Origin of the sequence: Vibrio sp. OY15 (assembly GCF_000742455.1) — a bacterium.
Taxonomy (GTDB): domain Bacteria; phylum Pseudomonadota; class Gammaproteobacteria; order Enterobacterales; family Vibrionaceae; genus Vibrio; species Vibrio alginolyticus.
Genome location: NZ_JPIL01000009.1, coordinates 59,627 through 82,851, shown reverse-complemented (window position 1 = coordinate 82,851; position 23,225 = coordinate 59,627). Strand labels below are relative to the sequence as shown.

Here is a 23,225-nt window from a genome sequence, read left to right as displayed (position 1 = left end):
CTCCATATGAAAGGCTAAATTTATCACTTGATAATAAAAAGCTTACGAGTCTATCCGCATCGCTCGAAGTGGAGGGTTACCTGCGAATGCTCATATAGTTAAACAAGCCGAAAAACTGAATAAAATAGCTCAAGCATCTAAAGTGGGCGGACATGTTTTAGTCGGTGTTGGTCTGACGGCTTCCTGCATTCAGATTGCGAATACACAAGACCAACATGAGAAGAATGAAATTTTTGTTGAGTCAATAACTAGCACAGCTGTAGGAATGGGTACCAGCGCGTTAGTCGGTCTATTTTTAGTATCAAACCCTATTGGCTGGGTGACTGCCATTGTACTCGCTGCCGGTTCAACGGCTGTAGGTTATGCATCCGGTAAAGTGGCAAAAAGCTTTTATAATTCAATTGAAAGCAAGCCAAACTTAGTCGCTAGTACTGGAATAGAGTCTATATGCAGCAAGTAATCACATTTCTTTTTTACACTTTAATGACTGGTGTGATTATTATTTTCTTACAAACCATTTTTATCGGTGTCATGCACTTTCTGATGCCGAAGGAGATTGTTGGGAACTATTTTAAAAAACCATATTTTAATGAATTTGAGCTTTCTTTATTCACAGGGTGGCCTTACGCATTTTTCCGAACATTGATGTTTGTTCGTTTAATCGTTCAACCTAGCTCAGGTGAAAAGCGAAAATTACCTAATATTTCTAGAGAAGTACCAAAATGGTATCGTTATTTGTCGATTCTATTACTGGGTATTATCATTGTTAACTCTGTTGTCGTTGCCCTGACTTTATCAATTGGTGCCGTTCTTTTAGCAATTGAATGAGAAATTAACATTAAAATATAACGATGTACTCGACGAAGAGAGCTCAGTCAGAACTCTCTAATCGCCAGTGTTATTGCATACTGATCTCTACTCTTCTTCGTTGAGACGACGAATCAACTTAGCTGGCGTGCCTCCGTATAGACAATCTGGCGGCACATCATGGTTAACGACCGAGTTCGCCGCAATCACCGAGCGAGCGCCAACTGTTACACCTTGGTTGATGACGGAATTTCCGCCAATCCACACATCATCTTCAATCGTGATAGGTTTACAAAACGTTTCCCAACGTCGACGACTTCGGTAATCAACAGAATGAGAAGCGGTATAGAATTGCACGCTCGGTCCAATGAGCACGTGGTTCCCGATGGTAATTTTGGCACCATCGAGCATGACCACGTTCATGTTGATAAAGGTTTCTTCACCTATTTCGATGGTCTTACCAAATTCACAATGAAAAGGGGACTGGACAATACAACGGCCTACCTTGCCAAATAGCTGCTTTTGCAATTCGTCGCGCTGACTTTCGTCGGTGTTATTATTAAGTGCTCTAAGTGCTTGAAGAGCATGGCTTCTAATGGCGTCAATTTCTTTGTCCATGCCATCAAAGACCTGGCCAGACATCATTTTTTCTAGTTCTGTCACTGGAAGACTCCTACAACCTGCAATTACTGCTTTCAGATTCTTCACAAGGTACGTGAACTGTGAAATAAAAAAAGAGAAAAGCCCGGACTTTTCTCTTTCCTGTTTTTATATTTTGTGGAGTCTGTCAACTCACACAATTTCCCAACTGTGGGTCATCTCAACACCTTCGCCTAGCATTAAGCAAACCGAGCAGTATTTTTCTAGCGAGTCAGCCGCCACTTTTGCTACGACTTCTGGGTCAAGCTCGTCACCTGACACTTCAAAGTGGATATTCACTTGCGTAAAGATACGCGGTGCGGTTTCACGACGCTCTGTGGTTAGCTTGGCATTAACTGACGAAACCTTTTGGCCTGCTGTTTTCAAACCATCAACAACATCGACAGAGCTACAGCCACCAGCAGCCATTAGTACCATTTCCATTGGTGAAACAATTGTACTGTCGCCACTTCCAAAGATAATCTCTTGATTTTTATCTGTTTTACCAACAAATTTTAAATCTTCAATCCACGTTACTTCTGCTTTCATCTTTCCTAAACCTATAACACATAATGATAGTTATCATTTTAACATTAGAAGCAAATTCATGACTTCTTTAAATTAATCAGAGTGTCTAATTTCTATTATTTTTTGATAATGAACGAAGCTCTACACACCTATGATACTCAATCAGATAACAGATCTTCTTACCATTGATTATAAAAAATATAGGGATGTAGTATTGCCCCTTACGCACTGAACTACTCCTTTGCTGCTGTCGCTATCAATCAACAAGACATTTACATTCTGCACCTTTTCAACAAACTTGGAAGATAACAGGGCAACGAAAATTTTTTACTATGTTGTGATACATCACAAAATCCACTCATGTTCATTTAGACAGTATCTCTTTATTGCATAATAACTTGCAATCAAAGTCTTTGGAGTTGTTGAGTATGAGAAACATGACTTCTGTATTTTTAACACAGGAAGATAAAGTAATAGATGCTAATGAGTTCTTAGATTCTTGTGAAGAACAGGAATACTTCCAATTCAGAACCGCAATCGCCAAAAACAGAAAAACAAACCCACTGGCACTTTGTAATGTTTGTTTTCAACCAGTAGTTTTAAGAGCCACACCGCAAAGAACTACATTCTTTGCTCACGTAAAAGACTCAGAAGACTGCCCAATCAAAACTACCACGAATCTCACAATGGAAGAGATTCAAGCAATGAAATACAACGGTCAAAAAGAGGGACGACAACACAAAGAGGGTAAGCAAAGGTTAGCGGAACTACTCAGTTCAGATCCCCTATTCTCTAATGAAATCCATATAGAAAAAACATTCCGAGAAAAGAACCCTGTCGGTATAGCCAAACGCTGGCGTAGACCTGATATTTCAGCTCGTTTTGCCTCAGATAACCGAGAAGTCGTATTCGAACTTCAAGTATCAACAACGTTTCTTGACGTTATCATTAGTCGAGAAGAATTCTACAAAAACAACGATGCCTATATCACTTGGGTTTTTCTCGACTTTGACTCTGAAAAATTCACTACTCTCGACATAGCCTATGCCAATAAAGCCAACGTATTCGTTTTGGACAATGAGGCAACCCATGAATCCGAGCTTAACGGTAAACTGGTAATGAAATGCTATTACCGACAGCCTTATATGAGCGAAGAATTGACTATCGCTCACAAGTGGGTTTCAGAAATCGTGGACTTCTCTATGCTTAGTTTTGATGAGGCGACTAAAAAAACGTACTTCGTAGATACTGAACAATTAAGAATGCAAGTAATCGAACAAATTAATGATGAAAAGCTTAGACAACAGATCGAACAGAAAGAAAGAGAGCGAGCCAGAGAAATGGCCTTACAACAGGAAAGAGATGCACAAGAGCGACTTGATAAGTTAGAACGCTCGTATTCAAGTTTTCATGCTCCCAAAAACTACAAAGAGAAAACTCATCGAAGCCAGAAACTATCCGCCTTACCAATGTCGGTCAAATCTGTTGGTAGCACCTCAATTTGCCGAAAGTGTATTAACATAGGAAAACCTCGAAAAATGGGCAGATTGACCGTTTGCAGCAGATGTGGACATGAAATCATTTAAGATAAGCCTGCGGATATTTTCGCCATGTAAATGCACAAATACCTAAAGCAACTTAAGTTGTAGAAGCCGAAGCCATTAAACTCTTTTTAACTTTATTTAATTCATTTAAAGCCTCAGAAACATAGGTGTTTTGGGGTTCTACTTTTTTAATATAACTACCAATACCGATTAATTCATCAACTTCCAAAAGTTCAAATAGCCTCTCATTACCTAAGTTATCATAACCATTCTTAATTAAGTAGTATGAGTCTTTCCTGAATTTCCTTCTCATTTTTTTAGGTACTCTAATAGAATCAGATTGAACTACGAGACCAGTAACAACTTTTCTTTGATTGTCTTTCACAAGTCTTGATTTATCATCATTAATACTGAAACCATGATTTCTTAAATGAGAGAAGATATCATCTATAACATCTTTTGTAATATTATCGCCCGAAAAAAATAGATCATCAGCATATCGAGTATAAGTTAAACCATTTAATTGCGAAATATCATAAAAAATACAATCTAAGTCATAAAAAATAATATTGCTTAATGCAGGGCTTGTCGGAGCACCTTGAGGAAGGTGGTCATAACATGTGCAAATCTTAGCTAATTTATTACTTAAATCTTCAGTGTACCCACAATCAATAAAAACCTTCTCAATTTGACTTATAGTTATATGACCAAAAAAGTTCACTAAATCCAACTTTAGCATTTGCTTGCAGCCTATATGCATTTTTGCGTTATCAATATGAGATTTACCTTGCAAATAGGAATATACATTATCGTGGACGGTCAGAACAGAAAGGATATTATCATTTATCCATCTCTGAATATATTTTAGCTTAGGGTAAGGTGATTCGATGTGGCGAAAACCTTCATGTTTTTTTTCTAAACTAAATAATCTATAAAACCGTTCATTTAGAGTGCAAATTCGGCTTAGTAATGATAGTTCAACACCCAGAAGTTTGGATAAGTGTTCAAGCTCAAAGATTACAGGGAGTGATTTTAACTCCAGTATTTGGGCATACTTAGTTAGAAGCTGTGCCTGTGATTTGTTTAAATCATTTTCTATAAAAAACTTAAACCAACGACTTTGTTCCATCATCAATGTAGCTTCTCTATAGACGTGTGATATGTAAAGCCGCCCACCGTCACGAAATCCGGTAGAGAATCAATGAGGTTAAAGTGAGCCTTATTGATGGCGGGCGAATCACCCGCTCTAACTAACGGTGAGCAGCCAGTGAACAGTATCATATTTTTCTCACGAGTCAACAAGTAAAGAACCATCAATCCTATTTAGATTTGGCATATATAAATCAGATATTCCCAGTGCTGATTCTTTGTAGCCTTCTATTATTTCGTGTTCAAGACTAAAGCTTCTAAACCTGATCGAATTATATAAATTCGATATATTTTCAATAGAAACATCATCGTTTAAAGAAAAGTTATACCCGTCAAAACTAACAATATTTTGATCATTGAGATAGCTGATAACATTAACTGACTCGGTATAAGTAAGACGAAACTTATTATGCAGATCAAATAATGAGGCTTGATTTTTTTCTTTCAAAAAATCAATAGCAACTTTCACATGTGACGGATTCATTTATCTTAACCTACCAAACATTGGGTTTCTGAAAATTTTATTTTCATCATATTTCCACCAAAAAATAGGAAGAACATTATTAGAACAGTTTGACATATATAACTGATAGAGTGCTTCTGATTCTTTGTAACCTAAACTAAAATCTGAGATATTTAACTTATTCCACTTCGGTAATAGCGACGCTTCCATATTTAGAACTACTCCTCTAATTATCTCAGAATTAGGGTGGTCTACAATTCCCTTTGTTAGTTCTGTGTGACAATAAATATCTATGCCAAGTTCGTTCCTTGCATAGTCAACACCAAACCGCATTCCAACAAACGAAAATACAAAATACTTCCTTTGTTTCTGACCTCGGCTATTCATCTCAGTTTTCAAAGTGCGAACTTTGTTCACTATTGTCTTTCCACTTCCAATAAAGTCATCAAAAACAACTATATTCTTCATACCAGCCTGATGAATCCTATCATAACTATCATCCAATACTGGCAGGAAGTTACGTTCTTTCCAATCAGCCTCCTGCCTGCCAAGTAGAGACTTTATTTGATATAAGCCAGTTTGAGAGCCATCGGACTCTTTACCATCGGATGTAGCGACAAATACAGTATCATTGGGCTGAAATTTATGTTCCTTTATGATCTTGATCAGTAGATCATTTGCTTCTAAACGATCATCGTTTTCATGATGAGTGAATCGGCGAAATAGTTCTTTTAACACTACTCTTTCTGGCTCAGTGTTATATGTATTCAATAACGCAGGAAGCGAAGATTCATAGTCTTTTTTAGCCAACCATGGTATTTCTTTTATCAGTTTACCGAGTTCAATGAAATCTTCTTCACTATTGGATTTTGAGGATAAAATTGACATTGATCTTTACACCTAAATTTCGGGTTAAATCTAACGGTAAGTTAGGGCTTGCTGATTATACCTAATAAGCGATAGATGTCTTGTGCTCTATAACAAAGAGGTGCATCAATTTTCAGGCTTAAGTATATGCTGTATCAGTGTCTCACTTAAAGGTTAAGATGGGTGCATTGAGTATTCGAAGCTAACTTAAGAAATGCAAAAGAGACTTAAAAGGGACTAACGAAAAGCAAACCCTACAACACTTAAGTGGTTGATTTAAAAAAACATGTATAACCTTAAGCAAAGCCAAGATGTAAACTCCCATCTCTAAATGTTAAATTTTGGTCCTACTCGCCAATTTCCATTGGGCTTGGTGCGGTTGCACCACCATTGCCATCCATCACTACGGAGTGGCCCGACTGAGATTGCCCAAGGAATTTAAAATCTTCTATCCATTTAACTTCAGCTTGCATGATTTACCTCATTTAGCATCGCTTATTCAAGGCATCGTTGCCCTTACTAGCGGTGTGTTTCTTGTCGATACTTTAGCTCTATCGCATAAAAGGGCAACGGAATTTTCAACATTACTGTAATTTTTTCGCTCGGTTACCTTTCTCTATACGTAACACTTTTTATTTAAGTAACACTTTCTACAAAAATAACGATGAGGTAGCTATGAAGAATATGTCTAAGTTATTGGCCGGTTTCTCCTTCGCACTTCCAGTCTTGTTTCTACTATTGAGTAAAACAGGTACCGCCGATACGATGGATAAGCTGAAGGCTTCAGAGAATACAAGAATCGCAACGCTAGCTGGCGGTTGTTTCTGGTGTACAGAATCGGATTTAGAGCAACTGCCCGGCGTAATCGATGTTGTATCAGGTTATTCAGGTGGTCATATTGAAAACCCGACTTACCGCCAAGTCTCTTCTGGTAAATCTGGTCATATTGAAGTGATTGAGGTGGAGTACGATCCTGCTGTCGTGAACTACGAACAAGTGCTGGACTACTTCTTCCGTCATATCGACCCTACCGACGATAAAGGTTCATTTGTTGACCGTGGCCCTCAATACCGTCCAGCGATCTTCTACCATAATGCGGAGCAAAAACAGATTGCTAAGCAGTTTATGATGGAAATCGACAAGGCGATGATCTATCCAAAGCCGTTGAAAACAGAGCTGATCGAGTTTGAAAAGTTTTACCCTGCGGAGTCGTACCATCAGGATTACTACAAGAAGAGTAGCCTAAAGTACAAATACTACCGCTACGCATCAGGTCGCGATAAATACCTCGACGAAGTGTTTGGTGAAGATCGAAAAGAAAGTCCTAAAACACTTCGACAGTTGATTGAAGAAAAAAAGCTGCTTTCGAAAGTGAAAGCGTACAGTAAGCCTGCTCAGTCTGAAATCAAATCAAACTTAACAGAGCTACAGTATTACGTGACGCAAGAAGAAGGCACGGAGCGTCCGTTTGATAATGAATACTGGGACAACAAAGAAGCGGGAATTTATGTTGATATTGTGACCGGTGAACCGCTATTTTCTTCTACTGATAAATACAAATCTGGCACAGGTTGGCCAAGCTTTACTCGACCAATTAACCCGGGTTACATCGTGGAGAAAACCGATTATAAACTACTCTACCCTAGAACGGAGATCCGCAGTAAGTTTGGTGATTCACACCTAGGTCATGTGTTTAAAGATGGTCCGAAGCCGACGGGATTACGCTATTGCATGAACTCTGCTGCGATGAAATTTGTACCTGTGAACAAGATGGCGAGTTTAGGCTACGGCGATTACCTGTACCTATTTGATAAGTAATTTTAACCAAATTAGGAGTGAACATTCAGCGCGATGAAAGGTTTTAAATCCAACCTTCCCATGAAAGTCTGTCCGGTCTGTCAGCGCCCGTTTTCTTGGAGAAAGAAGTGGGCGCGAAATTGGGAGGAAATCGTTTATTGTTCTGAGCGTTGCCGAAGAAATAAACCAACGAAAACGTAGGTCACTCCGACCCTCTCTGGAGCATGTTATTCCCTTTGTATTAACGTTTGTACGCGTTCTCTTACCAAGGTAATAACGTCCCATCATAAGCCCAAAACGCCCCGCTATCTTGCGGGGTTGCTTTTTCTATCAAGCCTAATAAATCCTTAGCAACTCGCTCTGGCGTGAACAACTTTCCCTCTGGGACATTGGTTTGAAAAGGTGCCGACAAAGCGGTATCTGTGGTGCCAGGGTGAAGTGAAAGCACCGTGCCATGTTTGACCACTCTTTGCCATTCGATCGACATGGTTTTTAGGAACATGTTTAATGCGGCTTTCGATGCTCGATAGCTGTACCAACCACCTAACTGATTATCGCTAATGCTGCCAACTTTGGCCGAAATGGTCGCAAACTTGGGTGCAGTACTGCGCTTTAGCTTGGGCGTGAAGTATTTCGCCAACAGCAAACTTGGCAAAGTATTAACCGTGATGGTTTGCTGAAAGAAGTCTGCGTCGAGCGAGCTAAGATTCTTCTCAGGACCTTTCTCTTGGGTGTGCAACATACCAACACAGTTCACCAACCAATCGACGTGTTCAATCTGCTCACTGAACGCTTTTACCTGCTCGTCTTGCGATACATCCACTTGATGCCAAACGACATTTGGGTGTTGCCAATCTGGTTGCTGCTTACGATAAGTGGCATGCACGCGAGCTTGAGGAAACCGAGCTGCGGCTTCTCTCATCATCGCCAAACCAATTCCACCATTGCCACCGACGATGAGTATTTCCATCACAAGTTCTCCACGTTTTCTATGTAGTGCTCTGCGGTATCAAGAATCGCTTGGCGTTGTTGTTCTTCCATGTTGTCCCAAGAGCGGAAAATCATCCCGATTCGTGGATTGGCTGCGAGGCGCTTGTCGTGTTTGTTCATAAAGCGCCAATAAAGGCTGTTAAACGGACACGATCCTTCCCCACTCCTCGCCTTATTGTCGTAATAGCAACCCTTACAGTAGTCGCTCATTTTGTTGATGTAAGAACCACTCGCCGCGTAAGGTTTGGTGCCAACAATGCCGCCATCCGCAAACAATGCCATGCCACGTGTGTTCGGCATTTCGACCCATTCAATCGCATCAACATAGATACCGAGATACCACTCATCCACTTGATCTGGGTCGATCTCGGTTAGCAAGCAAAAGTTACCAGTGACCATCAATCGTTGGATGTGGTGTGCGTAGGCGTAATCGAGGGACTGCCCAATCGCATTGCGCATACAAGCCATTTTAGTTTCACCATTCCAGAAGAAATCTGGCAGCTTTCTTTCTGCGCCCAACTCGTTCTTGTTCGGGTAATTAGGCATATTCGCCCAGTAGACGCCTCGGATGTATTCTCGCCATCCCAAGATTTGGCGAATAAACCCTTCGACTTGAGAAATGTCGATGCCTGCGTTGGAATGAAATGCCTTGAGTGATGCATCAATGACTTCTCTCGGGTGCAGCAATTTGCTGTTGAGCGAGAAGGAAATTCGGCTGTGATACAAGCTCCACTTAGCATCGTGCTGGCCTGTCATGGCGTCTTGAAAACGGCCGAACAACGGCAGACAGACTTGGCAGAAATGCGCGAGTAAAGACAAGCTCTGCGCGCGATTGATCGGCCACAACAAATCTCCTTCAAGATTTCCGATGGTTTCGATGTCATGTTTTGCCAACCGCTCAGTAATATCGCGCACGTCGGTACTGAACATCAACGGTTGTGGCAGTTGTTCAATGTCTTTGGCTTTGAGCTTGTTACGGTTGTTGGCATCGTAATTCCATTTTCCGCCGACGGGTTTTCCGTCTTGCATCAAGATGTCGAAGCGCTTTCGCATCCGGCGGTAGAAGTGCTCCATCATGATGTGTTTGCCTTGAGGAAACTGCGATTCTATTTCCTCAAACGGCAACAAAAAGTGTTCCGAATCGACACAACGTGTCACGACCCCATCAAGCTTTAGTTTGGCTAACTGTTCTAGTAAACGGTATTCATCGGGGCGTTGATATTCAAACTTGCTTGCACCACCTTCGCTCACATAATGTTGCAAAACTTGCTCAAGATCGTCGAAGGATTGTGTGTCATCCAACGTGAGGTGCAGAACTTGGTGACCTTCACTCTGACGCTCTTTCGCAAACTGTTCCATTGCAGAAAAGAACGCACACACTTTCTGAATATGATGCGTGACGTAAGTATTCTCTTGCTTGAGCTCTGCAATCAAATAAAGCACTTGCTCATCCGGTTGCTGAAACCAAGAGTGCTCACTGTTAAGTTGATCGCCCAAGATCAATCGTACGGTTTCAAATTGCATTACGGTTTCTCCGGTGACGAAGCTTTGTCACTGCTGCCCATTACGATAGGCCAATCGACCATGTCTACACTATCCAAATGCGCGCCAGCACAACGACCTTGCCACCTATCAATGAACTCCATGTGCGGATCGTACATTTCGGTTTGCTTTTCGAGGTTGAATTGTCGTGAACCACGCGGATCAGCACCAACGCCTGCTAAGTATTGCCAGTTTCCCCAGTTCGATGCCACATCGTAATCAACCAGTTGTGACTCAAAGTACGCCGCGCCATAACGCCAATCGAGGCCAAGCTCATGCACTAAACAACTGGCGACTAACTGTCTGCCACGATTCGACATATAACCGGTTTCATTAAGCTGGTGCATACACGCGTTCACGATAGGAAATGGCGTTTCACCTTTCTTCCATTGTTGAAAACGGTGCGCATAAAAGCTGGTGAGTGGTGCTTGATTTTGGATGCCACCGAATCGGAACAGCTGTCGCTTGTGTCGACGGGCATACCAATAAAAGTATTCACGCCAAAGCAGTTCGAAGTAAATCCAGTAGGTTGAATCATTTGCACCATTCTCCGCTTCATAACGTTTCAACATGGCATAAATAGTTTTCGGAGAAACGCACCCATGAGCTAGCCAAGGAGAGAACTTGGTGGAGTAATCCATGCCATCTAAACCGTTGCGTGTTTGTTTGTATTCACTGGCTAGTGTGGAAGCAAAATACTGGCGACAATGTTCAAGCCCGCGGCTTTCTCCACCATGAAACGTAGCTTTTGTGTCAAAGTAATATGCAGTAACGGAAGGCAGATTCACACCTAAAGGAATTGGAGGTAACGAACGGATACTCTCGTGGGGCCGAGAGATGTCTAAACTTTCAACTTGCTTTCTAAACTGCGTGAAAGTCGTAGGCAGTTTGCTCAAGTCAAATGGCAGTTGTTCTTCCCTTAACAGGGTCCGGATTGTTTGCTGTTTTATTTTTACATGAGAAGCGCCTTCAACTGCTAGATCTAACGCTTGTTGCTCATCCGAACCGGGAAAGGCTTCAGCATATATATGTGTGACGCCGAAGCGATTAACAGCATACTTGATTGCTTGATCGGGCGTCAGTTCAACTGCCCACAATCGCTGACCAAGGTGATTCAAAGATTGATTGAGTTCACTAAGCGATGCGTCGAGAAACTGCAATTTCGCACGCCCGAAAGAGGCTTCCTGCGCAAAGTGATGCAAGTAAGGCGTCATTGAAGGGTAGCAATACAAGCAAATTAACTCGTCCATTTCTACACTGGCGCTTTTCAACAGTGGGTTGTCGTGCAATCGCAAGTCGTTCGTGAACCAATAAAGTCCTATTTTCTTTTTCAATTCGCACCCTCAGATGTTAATTCTTCGTCTACGAGTTCTTTTCACGGAGACCCTGACGTTAAGCCTTTTGATTTACTTGCTTTTATACGAAAACGAGAGTTTGACGATCATTAGGTTACTAACGTTCACACGGAATCCATTTGCTGGATATCTCAAAACACGCAATACCACCAAATGCCTGTACATGTTTCATACTGATATTTTATAAAATTTGAATCCAACGGTATTGATCACGATCTTAATCACTCATTTTCTATATAAACCATGCAAAAGTGATAAAAATTAAAGCGACATTAGTTAATATCCGTTAATCTAAGCCCAATCCCATTTTGCTAGTACCATCGCAGAAATGACCGACGAGTTTAAGAAATCAACCGCTAATTTAAAAAAAGCGGTCCCACTGATGATCAAAAACCATGTTGCTGCCACGCCAGCCAACTACGCGCTTTGGTATACCTACGTTGACAAGACCATTCCAGAACTCAACTTTGAGTTAGACATGGTGTTAGAAAACTACGGTATTTGCCCGCCAGCAACCAATAAACAGCTTTACAACAACTATGTGGCCAGCAAAGCAGAAACCAGCCTTGAAGATCTTAGAACCAATGTAGAAGTTCTGCTACACGAAGTATCCAGTTCAATGAGCGATACGATTTCAGATACTTCCTCCTTTTCTGAGATGGTAGACAAAAGCTTTAATAAACTGGAAAAAGTTGAGGACAATAGCCTAAGCATCGAAGAAGTGATGGTGGTGATTCGTCAACTTGTCGCAGAGTCACACGAAATTCGTCACTCAACAAAGTTTTTGAATAGCCAATTGACTAACGCGAGTGAAGAAATTTCTCGCCTCAAAAACCAACTGGCTGAAGTACAGCAAGATGCGTTGTTCGATGGTTTGTCAAACCTATACAACCGCCGAGCATTTGACAAAGATCTCTCTTCACTTATTGCATCAAATCAGGCAATGACCTTGATCATGCTTGATATCGATCATTTCAAATCATTTAACGACAATTACGGGCACCTTTTTGGCGATACAGTATTAAAAGCCATTGCCCGCCGGCTACAACAAAGTTGTCGAGATGGGATATGTGCGTACCGTTTTGGTGGTGAAGAATTCGCGTTAATTGTACCTAACAAATCTCTGCGAATTGCTCGCCAATATGCAGACACACTACGCCGGATGATAGAAAAACTGCGTATCAGAGATAAGCGCTCAGGCACACAAGTTCACAGCATTACCGCTTCTTTTGGGGTAGCAGAATTTGAGCTGGGTGATACGCCTGAAGCCTTAATCAATAAAGCCGATAAACAGCTTTATGAAGCAAAACAACTCGGTCGTAACCGCGTGATGCCAATTTAAATAAACTGGCTAAGCGAAAACGACTTTTATGATAAAAAAGAAAACCCCGCGCTGTAAAGTGCGGGGTTTTTGTATCCAATCATGAGTATCTTAATCGACGCTGTAGCAGTAACTTAGAATGTAGTCGTCACCATTTTTTGCGGTATATTCTTTATCTTCACTGCATGCCATCGGCTTACCTTTTTTGTCGCCTTTGATTAGACTTATCCAATGGCGCATCGCGGTTGGTGCATTGCCAGTTAGTTCAGGACGAAACGTCGTGCGAGTTTCCAATTGAATATCATCAATGTCCACTAATTCCACGCAACCAGTGCCTTTATGACAGCCAAACAGCACTTCTACATGATTGCCCGAATCATCTTTGAACAAAATAGACTTTGGATCTTCCTTTTCACCAGTGTACGCCACGAAGTGTTTTGGGCTTTTCAGGCCGCTGTGTGTACCGTCTTTGAAATAAGCCAAAACATGGCGGTAATCAATCACGTAACTTGATACGTCTTGGTGCGACCCGTTCTCCAATGGGAACATGCGGTCAAGCAGTTGCTTCGCTTTTACTTGTTTCTCACTCTGCTGCTCAGCACTTACCGCTTCGACGGCAAATACGGCTTCAGCGATAAATGGGCGTTGTTGTTGCATCTCTTTTTTATCGAAGTTCAGCATATTCATCGTCATATCCTCGCACTTAAAAACTCGTCCTAGAGTAAAAACTTAAATCCTTTATTTAAGTTTCAGGCAATTCTGTGAAGTGGATGGTTAATTTCCTTGCCTGCTCATTATGTAGACTAGCGAAATATTGACTACAATTTCACAACAAAAATTTTACAATGTGAATTTTACAAAATGTCTGTGTCAAAAAGCCTTATTCGTCAGTCTCATTTTCTTGGTACGAAAATTCGTAACCTAAGAAAAAACAACCATTTAACGATGGAAGATTTGTCTGCCCGTTGTGTAAGAATTAATCCAGAGTACGCTCCGTCGGTTTCTTACCTTTCAATGATTGAGCGCGGAAAACGCGTACCGAGTATCGATATGCTCGAAGTGATCGCGGAAGTTTTTCAAAAAGATCCGGCGTGGTTTTTAGATGATGAACCCGAATTAGAAGCCATCACACCCAACAAAGGAAATCGTGGCGGGATTAGTGGCATGGCGTTGGAGCCGAGCTTCCTGTTTTCCAATGATATTCTTCAAATCGCGATACCAGAAATGCTCTCCCAAACAGGTATCACGGGGCGTCAATTCGCCCACTTACTGATCCGCGCACACCAAGAAAACCATCAAAACCATTTTCCTGATTTAGAGCGCGCCGCCGAAGAGGTCGGCTTGAAGCGGCTGAATCTATCTGTAGAAGATCTCGTAGACATTGCAAAGAGTATGGGATTGGATATCCGCTGGGTAGATCGAGCGCCACAAGATGTGATTGATGAACTGGGCGTCAGCGCCAAACAGTTGATTACGTCTTTCATGGAGCCACCTGGGACTATTTATCTCAATAAACGAATGCGTGACTATCCAACCCGATTGAAGTATGACTTGGCGGTATATATCGGCCATCGAGTGCTCCATAGCAGCGATGCAATGAATAACGTTTTATCTATCGGGCATCAAAACAATTGGGAGCAAATGGACAGCCCTGTGTCGAACTCTGAACTCAATTCGCAAGATATCCTGCAAGCTTGGCGTGATTTTGAGTCCAGCTTTTTTGCTGGTGCCTTGCTTTGCCCCAAAGTACCATTTCGTCAGTTGCTTGACCGCTCCGGTTACGAAATTGATGTTCACAAAAAGGCCGGCGTTTCTCCTTCCGTTGCAATGCGTCGCATGACGGTGGTCTCGCCTTACCCTCATTGGCACTATTTTGATGCCTATGGCCCCGGCAAGTTAAAAGCAGTGTATCGAGGAAATGGTATTCCATTGCCTTGGGGCAACATGCGCAAAGTAAACGACCCTTGCCAGCACTGGGCGGTATTCCGACGCCTTTCCCAGCCTTTGGATACCAGTTCAGCGCAAATTTCGATTTTAAATGTTGGCGACGAGCCACGTATCTACTGCTGCGAATCGGTCAACGTATTTGACCCTGCGGGAAATAATCGCGTGCTATGTGCCGGTATTGATCTTAACCCTGCTATTTCTGCACAAGGTGGCGATGCCGTTTCCATAGCGGAAGAACTTAAGTCCCTTTGTGTCGCTTCCGGCGGAAGTAGTGTTATTCCTCCCCACATCAAAAAAGACTTAACGACTATCGCTAAGATATTAAACATCAACTGGATAGAGCGCGGGATTCAAACCCAAGCAAGGTTGATCTGCTCCAGAGGGGCGGTTTGTCCAAGACAACCTAGTTGTTACAGCAAGTGCGGAGAAGCTGATGAGACGGGCAGCGACGTGAATATCATCGGGCTTTAGAAAGAAAAAACGCCAATCACAATAAACGTGATTGGCGGTATATACTTGTGAACAATTTGTATTCACTAACAACGTCAGTTGGCTAGGTGACCCTCGGCTTAATAAGGGTCACTCTAAGTAAAGCACGATGCGTGCCAACTTTAAAAAAGCCGTTTTTTAGTAGATCCAGATGCATATCGTTGCTTTATTAACCATTAATTTCGCAAACTGCATTTGCAAAATGCAACATTATGCAAATATGCCACTGAATGCACTGCTAATAACGACTCTCTCAGCAAAGTGTCTGTGAACATATGAAGTCACATATTCTTGTACCCAAATGATGATGAGATTTCGGGCTCCCAACTTTACCATTCTTCTAACCCCTTATTGAAACTGGGTTCAGGCTCATCCGCCATGCTTTTGTTGATACATTCTCTCATCGGCTAGTTTCATCATTTGCTCAGAAGATGACATTTGCGGGTCAAATATCGCGTACCCAATACTGGCTTTCAAATAGATAAGCGTTTCATCGTAAATGACGGGCGTCGAGCATAGCGCTAATCGAAGTTTTTGTAGAAGGGACTGAACATTTTCTTCCGTTCCTGGGTGATGAACTACAACTAAGAACTCATCACCGCCCATTCTGGCCACGATGTCTGATTTACGCAGAGAGCTTTTTACCCTTTCAGCCGTAGCGATTAAAACTTTGTCACCTGCGTCGTGACCATAGGTGTCGTTAATGTGTTTAAACCTATCTAGGTCAATATTAATTAAGGCGAAGCTATAACGCTTTTTATAACGTTTCGCTATTTCAAACTGCTGCTTGTAAAACTTCATAAAATAGCGACGGTTTGGTAAACGCGTGAGTTCATCGTGTAAAGCTCTGTCATCTGCAATGGTATACAGTCGATAAATGGCGAACAGCGCGAGGCTAAGTGCGAATATAATGGGATAGCCGATTACTCTAGCTAAATGCAACTGATGCCAAGAGATTTGGCGATCAGCTTTGCCTCCAGAGAAAACCACCATACTCCACCCACCATAAGGAAAATGAACCATCTCTTTTGCATATACCATGCTATTTATACTTTGCGCGCCAAAGAAAGCATCACCAAATGAGCCACCGCTATCGTAACCACGGATCATTAAAGGGTAACGATACGAGAAATCAATTACGCCGGTTTCTCTCATCAGAGCATCGAAATCAATCACCGCACTGATCACTCCCCAGTAGTCCTGATTCATTGGAGGATCAAGAAAAACAGGCACACGCACGATCAAACCTCGGCCACCTTGGATCAATGTAACGGGCCCTGCGATGAAAATTTCTTGTACATCCTTGGCTTTTTGCACCTGTACCCACTGCTGTGGCACTGCGCGGTAATCAAGGCCGATTAGGCGCTCATTACCTTGGCGTGGAAATACGTGACTAATTACATCATTTTTCGCGATACCGATGATTGTAATATGTTTACTTTTATTTAGGATTCGGTGAGCGGCGATACTCAATTCTTTTTCTTGATTTTTAGGAAGTAACGTAATGAGTGTCGCTAAAGTACTGGCTTTGTAGATATCCGCCATAAGTACCGCTTCCAAATTGGAACGGAGAATGGAAAGTTGTTCTTTGGCCTCAACTTGAACTCGCTCTTTGTGAAGCTCTTGCTGGTTTCGATTTAACAGCTCGATAACCCCAATACACAAAGCGAAAAAGGTGAGGAAGAACAATGCAAAATAGCATCGCTTTCTGGGTAAATAACGCATTTTCTCCCCACAACTCGTATACAACTACGAGATTTTTTATTTATTGTTAAAATTCTTATTATCACAAGAATAACCAATCATAATCAGAAAGGTAACAGTGATTGACAACTTTTATGTTTTAGGTGTGAGATGATGCATCAACAAGGCGATTTATTTGGCGGCGATCTATGGCAAGAAGTAGAAAGAGGAAAACTTTATTATGATCCTCATTTTCTTAGCCATCTTGAGGCGGATAATTACTTTGACCAACTTCGAAAGACACTGCCATGGCACCAAGAACACATTACTATGTTCGGCAAGTCAGTACTTCAACCTCGCTTACAAGCGTGGCACGGTGATGCAGCATATACTTACTCAGGCTTAACCATGCAGCCTCACCCTTGGGCTCCTGAGTTAACTCAGCTGAAAGTACGTTGTGAATCAGTTGCTGATGTCACTTTTAATTCTGTTCTCGCTAACTTATATCGACACGGTCAAGACTCAATGGGCTGGCACCAAGATAATGAACCAGAGTTAGGTAGAAACCCTGTTATCGCATCTTTGAACTTAGGTGAAACACGTCGATTTTTGCTTAGAAATTTACATTGTAAAACTGAGATTGAATATGAGCTTTCTCACGGCTCCTTACTGATTATGGCTGGCGAGCTACAGCATCACTGGAAGCACTGCGTACCAAAAACCGCGAAAACCAAAGATGAACGTATCAACCTGACTTTTAGGCAAATTTTTAACTATTGACTCAGCTTTTACATTCTCAATTAATATTGATGGTAGGTTTAGGTTCAGGACTTCATAGGGAATGGATTTATGCGTATTAAACCTCTTAGCTTAGCGGTCTTACTCTCTTGCTCACTTACCTTTGCTGCTCAGGCATCACAGGAAGAGGTACCGCTTCTCGATAATACTCAATCAGCGCAGTTGATTCGTAGTACCTACGAACAGGAACTGTTCACTTTCCCGGCGTTTAAAGAGGGCCATTTTGGCTTACGCATGTACCGCCAAACATTAGATGAGAAATATCACGCTGCCATTTGGACCGACATGGCACAAGTAGCCAGCCGGTTAAACCAATTTGCTAATGAAGTTGTTGAACCAGAAGACATCATTCTCTATTCATCTCAAAGGCTGACCACGTATCAAGAGAAAGAAACCGAACGAGGGCAGCGACGCTATACCGTGACTAAACACCATCCTGAGTACCTTTATCTTGGTGTGGATTTGCTTGGCGCAATGGCAAGAGCAAACGAATACGGCCTAAAGCATAAACAAGACAAAACGCTGAGAAAAATTATTAGGCGCTACGATTTCTCGCGTTACGTTACGGACAAAGAGATGATAGAAGCATGGGCAGCTCAGCTTGCAAACCAAGTCTACTGGCTTCGTCAGTTAGGAGAGCAAGATGTGGTCGAGGAATTCACTCAAACCTTCCGTGACACCTACCCCGACGATAAAGATAAGATGCTTTCAGCTCAGCAGTATTGGAACAAACTCTATGGTATGACGCACATCATCTTTGCCGATTCACAGTATTATCAGGAGCGAGTAAGCGAGAAGAAACACCAATGGATTTATGATTACTTTCGCAACAATATCGATACTATCCTACTGCGCGCCAAAGAAGACGTGATTGCGGAAGTCGGCATTTCGTTTTTGTTAGCAGGCTTGGACCATGATCCGGTCGTAAAGAAAACCCGCCAAGCCATTCGTCACGCAATCAACGCAGAAAAAGGGATGATTCCGTCGGTCGACGGTAACTTTGATCTCAAGTACGGCGAACACCGTAACGTACTAGCCATCATGCTGCTCGATTGGAAAGGGGTACATAAAGCGCCAACTTATCAAGAGCACCCAGAGGCTTTTAAATCGATACCTTACGGCTTAATGCCCAAGCCTTAGAAATAACAAAACCCGCCATTTAGGCGGGTTTTTAGTGTGTATCTTCAATCTAAATTAGAGAGAGATAAAAATGCCCGCTAAGCACGCACTCATCAGGTTAGCGAGTGTACCAGCAGCAACCGCTTTTAGGCCTAGACTTGCAACATCTTTGCGGCGCTCAGGTGCCATCACGCCGATAGAACCCAACTGAATCGCAATTGAGCCAATGTTCGCAAAACCACACAACGCAAAAGTGATAATAATTTGAGTATGCTCAGACAGTGTCGCTTTGTGCTGCACAAAATCGATAAACGCAACAAACTCATTCATCACCACTTTCTGACCAATGTATGAACCCGCAGCTAGAATTTCGTGGCTTGGCACACCAATCAACCACGCTAGAGGTGCAAACAAATAACCAAAAATCGCTTGTAGCGTTACGCCAGAGAAACCAAGTATCTCGCCCAAGTTTTCTAGCCCCGTGTTCACCATCGCGATAACACTCACGAAAGCGATAAGCATGGTACCAACAGCAACGGCAACTTTCATACCGCCCATGGCACCGCTTGCTAGCGCATCAATAACGTTACTTTCTTCTGATTTATCTAGCTCAATATTGTTGTAATCGCTTGGCGTTTGACGCTCAGGAACGATGATTTTTGCCATCATCAAACTACCTGGTGCTGCCATAAAGCTTGCCGCGATCAAGTATTTGAGGTCGACACCCAAACCAGCATAACCACCAAGCACACTGCCCGCCACTGAAGCCATACCACCAGCCATCACGGCAAACAGTTCAGAGCGAGTCATGTTAGAAAGAAATGGACGAATAAGAAGTGGTGACTCGCCTTGAGATAAGAAAATGTTCCCTGTTGCAACCAAAGACTCTGCTTTACTCGTACCCAAGAACTTCTGGATAGCGCCGCCAATAAATTGAATCACTTTTTGCATAATGCCCAAATAGTAAAGGGCGGAGATAAGAGCACTGAAGAAGATGATGATAGGAAGGACACGGATAGCGAAGATAAAGCCAGAAGAAGCGAGGTCACCAAAGAGGAATTTAATCCCCTCATCAGCAAAGCTGAGTAGCCCCGCGACACCATTACTTAAACTCGCCAGCGCCGCTTGACCCAACGGGAAATAGAGCACCAAAGCAGCAAACCCCATTTGTAGCATCAAGGCGCGAGATACAGTTTTCCAATTGATGGAAGAACGACCCTCAGAAAGTAGGAAAGCACAACCTAGCAGTGCAACAATACCAAATAGACTAAATAGAACACTCATGAGCTGGACCTACTAAACGTTGAAAAAGAAAAAAGAGCCAAAGGAATTGGCAGAAGAAAGGGACAACGCAGCGAGTGATAACTCACTTTTAGATCCAGAATGTAGACAGAACGAATAGTTCGACATCTTATTTTTACCTTATACAAGCAATTGAACGTAGCTGGTCCGGTCCGTGGGGTCATTCACTGCTGGCGAGCATGTTGCTTGGCCTGCTCCATGTGACGGCTTGTATGGGTAAGGGTCCTGAACAACTAAACCCTAATTCCCGCTTAAACGGGACGCAAGTATAGCCAACAAAAAGAGATATTCATCACATTTATTTACGCAAACGTTCAAGCGTTCAAAATTTAGGCAAAAGTACTCTTTTGTCGTCATACCATTAATAAAAGTAAGGGCATAAGGATAGGCGTTGATGGTAAAAAACATAAAAGTGACCAATAAATATGCAATCAAACTCGAAAGAGCCAAAATTCGTCATTTTGCTCTCGCCAACAGGTGGATTTTGGTTATAATTCGCGTTGCTTCTTTCGAGGCCTCTGAGTATTCAGAGCATCATGATGCCGAGATGGTGAAATTGGTAGACACGCTAGCATGAGGTGCTAGTGCCTTTGGTGTGAGGGTTCGAGTCCCTCTCTCGGCACCATTATCCTTCTTCCCTAATTTTGTTCGAGTGTAATGCAAAGTTCTAAGCAGGCAAGACAGTCTACAGATGCTAACCAACTTCTGAGTGAGCTTGCGGTTCACGCTTTATTACACCTGCACTTTAAAATTCACGCGTCCTCGCATGGCCTCTCCCTTAAAGAACGTAATGACTTACTTCAGAAATGGCTGAAACCAAAACTGAAGAGTAATCGCTATAAGCTGATTAAAAAGCCGTTAAAATCTTTGACTCAGCAGGCAAAAGGTGAGAACGGAAATCTGGAAGAATTACTCGAGCGCTGCGTCGGTGCAGACAAACCTAGAAATCCTCAACCCGATCTAGATAGCTACTTGCTGCTGATCAACGAGATTGAGAAGAAACTGGGGACTACCGTGTTATTATCGCGACCGGAAGACGTCGACTTATCTCACGACCAACACGGCTGTTTGCTGTGTGTGCTTTCTGAGAACTTAAATCAGCACTTCGATGATAATAACGCCCTAATCGCTCCTATTTCGATGCTGTTCCGCGGACCAATGAGTCAACGCTCACTTTTCCTTGGCAGCATTTACGCCAGTGGTACCTTCAATTATGAAGTGCAGTATCAAGACGACCAGTTCGTTCGCATCACATTAGAGTTAGCGTAACTGTAACGCTAAGAAATAAACGAATCGAAAAAGGCCGTGAAACTCGCGGCCTTTTGCTTATCTAGATTTAAACTTGAGTTAATCGATCTCTTTAAATCGAGCAGTAAAGTGGCGCAGCACTGGTGGCTCGTACTCGAAAGTGAGCCCTTTTAACTCATGTGCACGATTTTTCAGTTCGATAATCGCATCCGCAATGTAATCCATATGATCGTTTGTGTAGACACGACGTGGAATGGTCAAACGCATCAACTCAAGCTCTGACGCTTTTTGTTTACCCGTTTCCGGATCTCGACCAAGCAGCAACGATCCTATCTCTACTGCTCGAATACCCGCTTCCAAGTACAAAGCATTACACAATACCTGCGCAGGAAACTGATCAGCTGGAATATGTGGCAAAATCTTAGCGGCATCCACAAACACCGCATGACCACCCGTTGGGTATTGAATCGGAATACCGCCTTCACGTAAGCGCTCACCTAAGTATTGAACTTGGCTAATTCTATAGTGAAGAAAATCCTCATCCGCGGCTTCATACAAACCGCGAGCGAGCGCTTCCATATCACGCCCAGCCATGCCGCCGTATGTTACAAATCCTTCCATGGGTACGCAGCGCGTCTGCACCGCCTGGAACAACTCCTTATGATCACGAATACAACACATGCCACCAATGTTTACCATCGGGTCTTTCTTAGCTGACATGGTGAGCATATCACCGTACTGGTACATCTCACGGATGATTTCCAGAATCGATTTATTCTCGTAACCCGCTTCACGCTGCTTGATAAAGTAGGCGTTCTCACAGTAACGAGCCGAGTCAATCACCACTGGAATATCGTACTTGGTTGCAATCTCGTACACACTGCGCATGTTTTCCATCGACACAGGCTGACCACCGGAGCTATTACAAGTAATCGTGGTGATAATTGCACAGATGTTATGCGAACCGTGCGCTTCAATTGTTGCCACCAGTTTATCGATATCAAAATTGCCCTTCCAATCATAAGACGTAGTGGTGTCGAATGCTTCTTCCGTTACCACGTTAATCGCTTTACCGCCATTGAGTTCAATGTGACCCGCAGTGGTATCAAAATGGTAGTTCGAGATAAATACTGGCGTTTCACCACCACGCACCTGACGCATACGCTCAATCAAAGCGGGGAACAAAATTTGCTCGGCACCACGCCCTTGGTGTGCAGGCACGGTGAGCTTATAACCGAAGAAGTGCTCCACTGCATCACACAGGTTGTAGTAATTTCGACTCCCCGCATAGGATTCATCCCCCATCATGATGCCAGCCCACTGATTATCACTCATGGCACCAGTGCCAGAGTCAGTCAGCAAATCGATATAAACATCATCACTACGAAGAAGAAATGGATTATAGCCCGCTTCTTTTAACGCGACTTCACGGTCTGACAAAGTCGTCATTTTGATTGGCTCAACCATTTTGATACGAAAAGGTTCTGGAATACGTTTCATTGTTAATTTCCTTATACGCATTGCCCTACGCAGTTTCACGTAAGACTAAAAAACAAATAGATAGAATGCTTTTCAATGCGATTGCATTGAGGAAATCAACGAGAAGAGATTTTACTAAGAAGAGACAAGCAGTAGTC

23 protein-coding genes, 1 tRNA gene and 1 pseudogene are annotated in these 23,225 nt (G+C 42.6%); 12 read left to right on the top strand and 13 right to left on the bottom strand.

Translation table 11 applies throughout. The features are described from left to right. Positions 1-142 precede the first annotated feature (142 nt). On the top strand, positions 143-460 hold the full coding sequence (locus IJ23_RS10825; RefSeq protein WP_235213034.1) for a hypothetical protein: 318 nt from the start codon (positions 143-145) through the stop codon (positions 458-460). Continuing rightward, positions 448-828, top strand: coding sequence for a hypothetical protein (locus IJ23_RS10820; RefSeq protein ID WP_005374128.1), 381 nt, complete (start codon positions 448-450; stop codon positions 826-828). Before IJ23_RS10825 ends, IJ23_RS10820 begins: the two co-directional genes overlap by 13 nt. 87 nt (positions 829-915) lie before the next feature. Here the strand turns inward: IJ23_RS10820 and IJ23_RS10815 are convergent, their stop codons facing one another. Both IJ23_RS10815 and IJ23_RS10810 read right to left on the bottom strand, forming a co-directional pair. Further along, positions 916-1,470 carry a sugar O-acetyltransferase gene (locus IJ23_RS10815; RefSeq protein ID WP_031780875.1) on the bottom strand — a complete coding sequence of 185 codons (555 nt, stop codon included), beginning with the start codon at positions 1,468-1,470 and terminating at the stop codon, positions 916-918. 129 nt (positions 1,471-1,599) lie between these two features. Further along, positions 1,600-1,995: an OsmC family protein gene (locus IJ23_RS10810; RefSeq protein WP_033906262.1), complete on the bottom strand. Its 396-nt coding sequence runs from the start codon at positions 1,993-1,995 to the stop codon at positions 1,600-1,602. 407 nt (positions 1,996-2,402) lie between these two features. Here IJ23_RS10810 and IJ23_RS10805 point away from each other — a divergent pair, with 407 nt between their 5' ends. Beyond that, positions 2,403-3,560 (top strand): DUF6035 family protein, encoded by a 1,158-nt coding sequence (locus tag IJ23_RS10805; protein ID WP_050550081.1) that lies wholly within the window; start codon positions 2,403-2,405, stop codon positions 3,558-3,560. 52 nt (positions 3,561-3,612) lie between these two features. Here the strand turns inward: IJ23_RS10805 and IJ23_RS10800 are convergent, their stop codons facing one another. The 4 genes and pseudogenes from IJ23_RS10800 to IJ23_RS24125 form a co-directional block, all read right to left on the bottom strand. After that, the gene (locus tag IJ23_RS10800) at positions 3,613-4,650 is read right to left on the bottom strand and encodes a reverse transcriptase family protein (RefSeq protein ID WP_050550080.1); all 1,038 of its coding nucleotides are present in this window, start codon (positions 4,648-4,650) and stop codon (positions 3,613-3,615) included. A 156-nt stretch (positions 4,651-4,806) separates the two neighbouring features. Then, entirely contained in the window at positions 4,807-5,151 is a 345-nt protein-coding gene (locus tag IJ23_RS10795; RefSeq protein WP_033906261.1) for a hypothetical protein, read from the bottom strand. Next, positions 5,152-6,018, bottom strand: a complete 867-nt coding sequence (locus tag IJ23_RS10790; protein WP_033906260.1) for a phosphoribosyltransferase-like protein — start codon at positions 6,016-6,018, stop codon at positions 5,152-5,154. Between the two features lie 335 nt (positions 6,019-6,353). Then, positions 6,354-6,470: pseudogene (locus tag IJ23_RS24125) on the bottom strand (osmotically inducible protein OsmC); the annotation flags it as partial. Positions 6,471-6,672: 202 nt separating this feature from the next. On the opposite strand from IJ23_RS24125, the gene msrB reads away from it, so the two are divergent. Next, positions 6,673-7,815: a peptide-methionine (R)-S-oxide reductase MsrB gene (gene msrB / locus IJ23_RS10785; protein WP_033906259.1), complete on the top strand. Its 1,143-nt coding sequence runs from the start codon at positions 6,673-6,675 to the stop codon at positions 7,813-7,815. Positions 7,816-7,848: 33 nt separating this feature from the next. Further along, the gene (locus tag IJ23_RS24120) at positions 7,849-7,995 is read left to right on the top strand and encodes a DUF2256 domain-containing protein (RefSeq protein ID WP_080996743.1); all 147 of its coding nucleotides are present in this window, start codon (positions 7,849-7,851) and stop codon (positions 7,993-7,995) included. Between the two features lie 61 nt (positions 7,996-8,056). Here IJ23_RS24120 and IJ23_RS10780 read toward each other — a convergent pair whose 3' ends face one another. Genes IJ23_RS10780 through IJ23_RS10770 form a run of 3 tightly spaced genes read right to left on the bottom strand, consistent with a single transcriptional unit; the run spans position 8,057 to position 11,660 of the window. After that, positions 8,057-8,764, bottom strand: a complete 708-nt coding sequence (locus IJ23_RS10780) for an SDR family oxidoreductase (RefSeq protein WP_017635508.1) — start codon at positions 8,762-8,764, stop codon at positions 8,057-8,059. Beyond that, a complete protein-coding gene (locus IJ23_RS10775; protein ID WP_033906258.1) occupies positions 8,764-10,308 on the bottom strand; it encodes a cryptochrome/photolyase family protein in 1,545 nt (514 codons plus the stop codon). Before IJ23_RS10775 ends, IJ23_RS10780 begins: the two co-directional genes overlap by 1 nt. After that, entirely contained in the window at positions 10,308-11,660 is a 1,353-nt protein-coding gene (locus IJ23_RS10770) for a DASH family cryptochrome (protein WP_033906257.1), read from the bottom strand. The genes IJ23_RS10775 and IJ23_RS10770 overlap by 1 nt, the downstream gene beginning before the upstream one ends. 349 nt (positions 11,661-12,009) lie before the next feature. Between IJ23_RS10770 and gefA the strand changes: the two genes are divergently transcribed. Next, positions 12,010-13,023: a diguanylate cyclase GefA gene (gefA, locus tag IJ23_RS10765; RefSeq protein WP_017635511.1), complete on the top strand. Its 1,014-nt coding sequence runs from the start codon at positions 12,010-12,012 to the stop codon at positions 13,021-13,023. Between the two features lie 90 nt (positions 13,024-13,113). On the opposite strand, the gene IJ23_RS10760 is transcribed toward gefA, so the two are convergent. Then, positions 13,114-13,689 (bottom strand): malate synthase, encoded by a 576-nt coding sequence (locus tag IJ23_RS10760; protein ID WP_033906256.1) that lies wholly within the window; start codon positions 13,687-13,689, stop codon positions 13,114-13,116. 174 nt (positions 13,690-13,863) lie between these two features. Here IJ23_RS10760 and IJ23_RS10755 point away from each other — a divergent pair, with 174 nt between their 5' ends. Continuing rightward, positions 13,864-15,420: a DUF3612 domain-containing protein gene (locus IJ23_RS10755; RefSeq protein WP_080773721.1), complete on the top strand. Its 1,557-nt coding sequence runs from the start codon at positions 13,864-13,866 to the stop codon at positions 15,418-15,420. Positions 15,421-15,807: 387 nt separating this feature from the next. On the opposite strand, the gene IJ23_RS10750 is transcribed toward IJ23_RS10755, so the two are convergent. Continuing rightward, a complete protein-coding gene (locus IJ23_RS10750) occupies positions 15,808-17,163 on the bottom strand; it encodes a diguanylate cyclase (protein WP_033906255.1) in 1,356 nt (451 codons plus the stop codon). A gap of 132 nt (positions 17,164-17,295) precedes the next feature. Here IJ23_RS10750 and IJ23_RS10745 point away from each other — a divergent pair, with 132 nt between their 5' ends. After that, a complete protein-coding gene (locus IJ23_RS10745) occupies positions 17,296-17,901 on the top strand; it encodes an alpha-ketoglutarate-dependent dioxygenase AlkB family protein (protein ID WP_033906254.1) in 606 nt (201 codons plus the stop codon). 69 nt (positions 17,902-17,970) lie between these two features. Continuing rightward, positions 17,971-19,059: a DUF3541 domain-containing protein gene (locus IJ23_RS10740; RefSeq protein ID WP_005384167.1), complete on the top strand. Its 1,089-nt coding sequence runs from the start codon at positions 17,971-17,973 to the stop codon at positions 19,057-19,059. Between the two features lie 54 nt (positions 19,060-19,113). Here IJ23_RS10740 and IJ23_RS10735 read toward each other — a convergent pair whose 3' ends face one another. After that, complete coding sequence (locus IJ23_RS10735) at positions 19,114-20,322, bottom strand: NupC/NupG family nucleoside CNT transporter (protein ID WP_017635515.1); 1,209 nt, start codon at positions 20,320-20,322, stop codon at positions 19,114-19,116. A 412-nt stretch (positions 20,323-20,734) separates the two neighbouring features. Here IJ23_RS10735 and IJ23_RS24115 point away from each other — a divergent pair, with 412 nt between their 5' ends. The 3 genes from IJ23_RS24115 (at position 20,735) to IJ23_RS10725 (ending at position 21,609) form a co-directional block, all read left to right on the top strand. Next, a complete protein-coding gene (locus tag IJ23_RS24115; protein WP_021035910.1) occupies positions 20,735-20,917 on the top strand; it encodes a hypothetical protein in 183 nt (60 codons plus the stop codon). Next, positions 20,882-20,965 (top strand) — tRNA-Leu (locus IJ23_RS10730). Before IJ23_RS24115 ends, IJ23_RS10730 begins: the two co-directional genes overlap by 36 nt. Before the next feature lie 32 nt (positions 20,966-20,997). Beyond that, entirely contained in the window at positions 20,998-21,609 is a 612-nt protein-coding gene (locus tag IJ23_RS10725; protein WP_005384170.1) for a DUF2913 family protein, read from the top strand. 78 nt (positions 21,610-21,687) lie between these two features. On the opposite strand, the gene IJ23_RS10720 is transcribed toward IJ23_RS10725, so the two are convergent. Beyond that, entirely contained in the window at positions 21,688-23,088 is a 1,401-nt protein-coding gene (locus IJ23_RS10720; protein ID WP_033906253.1) for a tryptophanase, read from the bottom strand. Positions 23,089-23,225: the final 137 nt, after the last annotated feature.